Source organism: Fusibacter sp. (genome assembly GCF_057447755.1).
On record NZ_JBVBZF010000245.1, the window covers coordinates 1 to 5,444 of the forward strand.

Consider the following 5,444-nt stretch of genomic DNA (forward strand, 5'->3'; position numbering starts at 1 on the left):
ATACCAAGACGAGTTTAAAAGTCATGCAGTCACTCAATTATTCGAAAGACAAGATCAAATTGATTATGAACATGACCCTCGATAAGTTTGGTGTTCAAAAAGCGCAAGTTGAGAAAGCCTTTAGCTACGATATATTGGCCTATGTTCCAGAAGAAGTGAAACTTGTGAGACAGTCTATCAACTCCGGTATTCCGCTTATGGATCAGAAGGGACAAAAATTTGAAAAGCACATAAGAGCTTTAGTGGAAAAAATGATTGCATAGTCATAGATAAATATGGATTTAATGTTAGGAATAAAGAAAGGAGTGCATGACATGTCACTGGTAAAACGTCTTGAAAATCAAACCCTAACCACAAAAGCCCAAGATAAGGAAGTCGATCCCATATTGGCACTTAAACAAAAAATACAAGCCAGTGTCATTGATGAACTCGACATAGATTTTGATGAGATCACAGATCAGAATGATCGGTTGAAGCAAGAACTTAGACATATCATTTCAAGAAATATTGAAAAGGAAGCACTCAATTTAACCCCCCATCAAAAGACCCGTATTTTGGACGAACTCTTGGATGAAATCATTGGATTTGGCCCCATTACCAGTTTGCTTAAAGACAGCAATGTCACTGAAATCATGGTGAATGGTCCCAACCAAATTTATGTCGAAGTAAGCGGTAAACTCGTTCAGGCCAACGTGCATTTCAAGGACAACAACCACGTGATGCACGTCATCAAAAAGATTGTTTCCCCACTTGGTAGAAGAGTTGATGAAAGCTCGCCTATGGTAGACGCCAGATTGCCAAACGGATCAAGGGTAAATGCCATCATTCCGCCTCTTGCAATTGATGGGCCATCCATCACCATTCGTAAGTTTGCGGAGGACCCCTTTACCATAGATGATCTTGTTTCATTTGGCACCTTAACCAGCAAAATGGCTACATTTGTGGAAGCCTGTGTCGAGGGCAGATTAAATGTGGTTGTATCAGGTGGTACTGGTAGTGGTAAAACGACAACACTCAATGTCCTTTCATCCTTTATTCCCAATGATGAGCGAATTGTTACCATAGAAGATGCTGCGGAACTTCAGCTTTCACAGCCGCATGTTGTAAGACTTGAGACGAGACCTCCAAATGTGGAGGGCAGAGGCGAGGTCAGCATTAGAGATTTGGTTAAGAACAGTCTGAGAATGAGACCTGATCGAATTGTCGTCGGTGAGGTAAGATCGGGTGAAGCCCTTGATATGCTTCAAGCTATGAATACAGGCCATGATGGTTCTTTGACCACAGGCCATGCCAACACCCCTAGAGACATGCTGTCTAGACTTGAAACCATGGTATTGATGTCCGGGATGAATTTACCAGTTAAGGCAATTCGAGATCAAATTTCTTCAGCCGTAAACCTAATTGTACAACAGTCCAGACTTCAAGATGGTAGTCGTAAGATTACGCATATTACAGAGGTTCTTGGCATGGAAGGCGATGTGATTATTCTACAGGATATTTTTAAGTTTGAACAAAGAGGACTGGATGCTAAAGGCAAGGTTGTTGGTGATTTTATCTTTACTGGGATTATGCCATCCTGTCTTAAAAATCTTAGAGACCACGGGATACAGCTCCCGCAATCCTTGTTTTATTAACTGAAGGATGTGAGATTATGGCACTTTTAATATCAATTCTATTTGCTTTCTCTATCATTTTCTTGGTGCTGGCTCTGATGCGAAAGGTCCAGCCCGCAATTCATAAATTAAATGCATACGATGAGCTAGAAGAACAAGATGTTCGTTATAACTATGAAAATAGTGGTCCGATAAAGAGAATGGCAACTTTTTTACCCAAAACCCTATTCGCAAGTAACAATCGCCTTGAAAAAAACTACCTTTTAAAGCAAGCAGATATACCATTTACCGTAGAAGAGTTTTTTGTCATCAAACTCATGTTTGACATTAGCCTACCCTTTTTGGCCTTTGCATTAACAGACCAATGGATTGCCTCATTGGTGACATTGGTCGTTCTAGAAATGCTTTTTAAGCTCTTTTTGAAGATGAGACGTGCAGGTAAAATTAAGGCATTTGACATTCAATTGAATGAGGGGATTGTATTAATTGCCAATGCTTTAAAAGCGGGTTATTCCTTTATGCAGGCACTTGCAGTGGCATCCAAGGAAACGGAAGACCCACTTTCCAAGGAGTTTAAGCAGATGCTAAAGGAAATGAGCCTTGGCATGTCCATGGAGGATGCTCTATATGGCTTGAGTATGAGAACGCCCTCTGAGGACTTAAAGCTCCTCGTCAACGCAATTCTCATCCAAAAGGACGTCGGCGGCAATCTCTCCGAAATCTTAGAAAATATCGCTGAGACCATAAGAGAACGCCAAAAGATCAAGAACGAGGTTAAAACCCTTACGGCACAAGGCCGTTTATCAGGAATGATCATCATGCTCTTGCCCGTTTTTCTCGGGGGAATGATTTTTCTCATAAATCCAAGCTACATTTCCATTTTGTTTACGACACAGCTAGGGCGACTCTTGGTGGGATTTGCACTGTTCAATCAGCTCATTGGCTGGCTCTTTATCCGCAAAATTATTAAAATTGAACTTTAAGCAAAATCTTTTGAATTAATAATCGAAAGGACGTGAATACTGTGCTCTATATTGCAACAGGCTCCTTTTTTTTCACAATACTCATATTGTTTTATCAGCTGCTTGTCTGGCGTAACCAAAAAGCCATTGCAACAGAAAAACGTATGAACTTCATTGAGGATATGGATCATTACGCTTATGATGAAACTAAAAGTTTTGGCGAGCGTGTTCTCCTACCAATCTTAAACAGACTGGGAAGCGTGTTTTCGTTTGGAACGCCAAGCCATGTTAAGGTGACACAGAAGCGAAAGCTTGAAAAGGCTGGCTTCCTAAAAGATAAAAGCTATGAACGATGGGTTGTACAAGTATTTCTAAGAAATAGTATTGTTATGATGTTGATGGTTGTGGCTTCTCTATACACTGATTTGAGTATGATCCGCGCATTGGCTATTGGACTTTTCATCCTGGTTTTTCTCAAGGCAATAGATCGGTTTAGACTGGCAAGTGCCATAAGAAAAAGAAGTGAAACCATGCTTAAGGATTTGCCTTTCACTCTGGATTTAATAACGGTAAGTGTGGAAGCAGGTCTGTCATTAGATGGTGCCATTTCAAGAGTGGCAACAAATATTAAAGGTGTTCTTTCTGAAGAGTTTGCCAAGACCCTAAAGGAAATGCGTATGGGCATCGATAAAAAAATAGCGCTAAAGAACATGGGCGATCGATGTGAAGTCAGAGAAATTTCAGTCTTAATGTCATCTCTGATTCAAGCGGACGAGCTCGGTGTGAGCCTTGGTAAGGTGCTTAGAATTGAGGGTGCTCAACTGCGTGAGAATCGAAAGCAAGTGGCAAGAGAAAAAGCCATGAAGGCGCCGATAAAGATGCTCTTTCCTTTAATGATCTTCATTTTTCCAGCAGTTTTCATTATTATTTTAGGACCAGCAGTGCTTCAAGCCTTTAAGCTGCTATAGGAGGACGTTATGAAAATTATAAAAGTGCAGGAGGTTGTCCTTGCGGATGATTTTCTCAAGAGATTCTTCGGCTATATGTTCAAATCAATACCCTCAAGACGAGAAGTCTTAATCATAGAACCCTGTAACAGCATTCATACCTTTTTTATGAAGTTTAATATAGATGTTTTATTCCTAGATAAGGAAAATAGAGTCCTTGAGGTCAAACGAAACCTGCCAAGGCGCAAGATGGTTCCCCCCATCAGAGGTACAATCCGTGTGGTTGAAGCTAAAGCAGGCTTATTTGGTGAAATAGAAAAAGGTGAATTAATACGTTTTGAAACGTGTTAATTCACCTTTTTTTTAGAAGAGAAAGTGAGTCATCTATTTTCTGCTTTCGATTGAAGTATATTCTTGTCTCTGATGTGGACATACATATGCAGGTCGGATGATTTTAGTGTCACTCATGACTTGCTCGATGCGGTGGGCACACCAGCCTGCCATTCTCGCCACTGCGAATAGTGGGGTATAGAGTTCCTCTGGAATATCAAGTAATTGATAGACGAGACCTGAATAAAGATCGACATTGGCGCAAATGCTGAAATCGGACCCCTTCTTTTCCCTTAAGAGTTCAAGGCCTATGAGCTCTACATTTTCATAGAGGGAAAAGAGTTTGAGTTTGTTTTTTTCAGCGGCGAGTTGTCTTGCTTTCTCCTTTAGGATCACAGCTCTTGGGTCAGATAGAGTGTAAACGGCGTGCCCCAGTCCGTAAATCAAGCCAGAACCATCATAGGCTTCTTTGTTTACGACCTTTTTAAGATAGGCTCTGATCTCGTCGGTATTGCCAATATCAGAAACGTTTTGATTTAAATCGAGCATCATATCTCTAACCCTATTATTGGCACCACCGTGTTTAGGCCCTTTTAGTGAGCCGATGGCAGCGGTAATTGCAGAATAGGTATCTGTGCCACTGGAGGATACCACATGTACCGCAAATGCAGAGTTGTTACCGCCACCGTGGTCGGCGTGAAGCACCAGTGCAAGGTCAAGTGTTGAAGCCTCGGTTTCGGTGTATTTATTGTCACTTCTGATCATATGAAGGATATTCTCTGCAGTACCTAGACCTTCTCTTGGCGCATGGATGAAGAGGCTTTTATGGTCAAAATAGTGACGTTTGGCCTGATAGCCATAAGAAACGATGGTTGGCACCCTTGCGATGAGCTTGATGCACTGCAAAATTAGGTTTTCCACTGCGAGCTCGTCAGGATGTTCATCATGTGAATATAAAACAAGTATGCTTCTTTGAAGTTTGTTCATAATGTCATTGCTTGGAATCTTGAGAATCATGTTTTCTGTGAAGCCTTGAGGTAACTGACGATAAGTGTCTATCATGTGGTTGAAATCCTCAAGTTCTTGTGCTGTAGGCAGTTGTCCAAACAATAGTAAGAAAATAGTCTCTTCAAACAAGCGCTTACCACTGGCATTGTTGTTCTTGACGATATCATAGAGATCAATACCCCTATAGAATAGACGGCCTTCGTCAGCTTGCTTGACACCATCGATAAGCTTGTAGCCATGAACGTCGCTTATGCCTGTAATCCCCACAAGTACGCCAGTACCATTACTGTTTCTAAGACCGTGCTTAATGTCATACCTTTTAAAGTCTTCAGGTGCAATGACATTGTTTTGATTCGCCAGATCAACCAGGTGTTGATTTGTGAGTTTCAGTTGCTTTAAGTCCGTCTTTTGAACGGGAATGGATTGGTTAAATACATCGGCAAAGCCCATGATGGCACCTCCTTATCAATAATTCGCCAGAATAAACCTTGGTTCTTAGCTTTATTTATAAATAATGTTTCAAGAGTACAAGCTGCTTATAGCTTGTAAATCCTGTTCAATGAATATTGGAAAGTTGAATATTG

The 5,444-nt window shown here is 41.0% G+C and carries 5 protein-coding genes and 1 pseudogene; 5 read left to right on the forward strand and 1 reads right to left on the reverse strand.

Translation table 11 applies throughout. The features are described 5' to 3' along the window. The 5 genes and pseudogenes from AC220I_RS17600 to AC220I_RS17620 all read left to right on the forward strand — a co-directional run. Window positions 1-263, forward strand: a pseudogene (locus tag AC220I_RS17600) (hypothetical protein); the annotation flags it as partial. A 51-nt stretch (window positions 264-314) separates the two neighbouring features. Continuing rightward, window positions 315-1,634 carry a TadA family conjugal transfer-associated ATPase gene (locus AC220I_RS17605; RefSeq protein ID WP_486725174.1) on the forward strand — a complete coding sequence of 440 codons (1,320 nt, stop codon included), beginning with the start codon at window positions 315-317 and terminating at the stop codon, window positions 1,632-1,634. 17 nt (window positions 1,635-1,651) lie between these two features. Beyond that, window positions 1,652-2,596 (forward strand): type II secretion system F family protein, encoded by a 945-nt coding sequence (locus AC220I_RS17610; RefSeq protein ID WP_486725175.1) that lies wholly within the window; start codon window positions 1,652-1,654, stop codon window positions 2,594-2,596. Between the two features lie 41 nt (window positions 2,597-2,637). Continuing rightward, entirely contained in the window at window positions 2,638-3,543 is a 906-nt protein-coding gene (locus tag AC220I_RS17615; protein ID WP_486725176.1) for a type II secretion system F family protein, read from the forward strand. Between the two features lie 9 nt (window positions 3,544-3,552). Beyond that, window positions 3,553-3,873 (forward strand): DUF192 domain-containing protein, encoded by a 321-nt coding sequence (locus tag AC220I_RS17620; protein WP_486725177.1) that lies wholly within the window; start codon window positions 3,553-3,555, stop codon window positions 3,871-3,873. A gap of 33 nt (window positions 3,874-3,906) precedes the next feature. On the opposite strand, the gene AC220I_RS17625 is transcribed toward AC220I_RS17620, so the two are convergent. Continuing rightward, a complete protein-coding gene (locus AC220I_RS17625) occupies window positions 3,907-5,310 on the reverse strand; it encodes a citrate/2-methylcitrate synthase (RefSeq protein ID WP_486725178.1) in 1,404 nt (467 codons plus the stop codon). Window positions 5,311-5,444 lie beyond the last annotated feature (134 nt).

Bases quoted from the DNA above. Each gene is read 5' to 3' on its own strand.
- AC220I_RS17605 (WP_486725174.1), top strand. From the start codon at position 315: ATGTCACTGGTAAAACGTCTTGAAAATCAAACCCTAACCACAAAAGCC.
- AC220I_RS17610 (WP_486725175.1), top strand. From the start codon at position 1,652: ATGGCACTTTTAATATCAATTCTATTTGCTTTCTCTATCATTTTCTTG.
- AC220I_RS17620 (WP_486725177.1), top strand. From the start codon at position 3,553: ATGAAAATTATAAAAGTGCAGGAGGTTGTCCTTGCGGATGATTTTCTC.
- AC220I_RS17625 (WP_486725178.1), bottom strand. From the start codon at position 5,310: ATGGGCTTTGCCGATGTATTTAACCAATCCATTCCCGTTCAAAAGACG.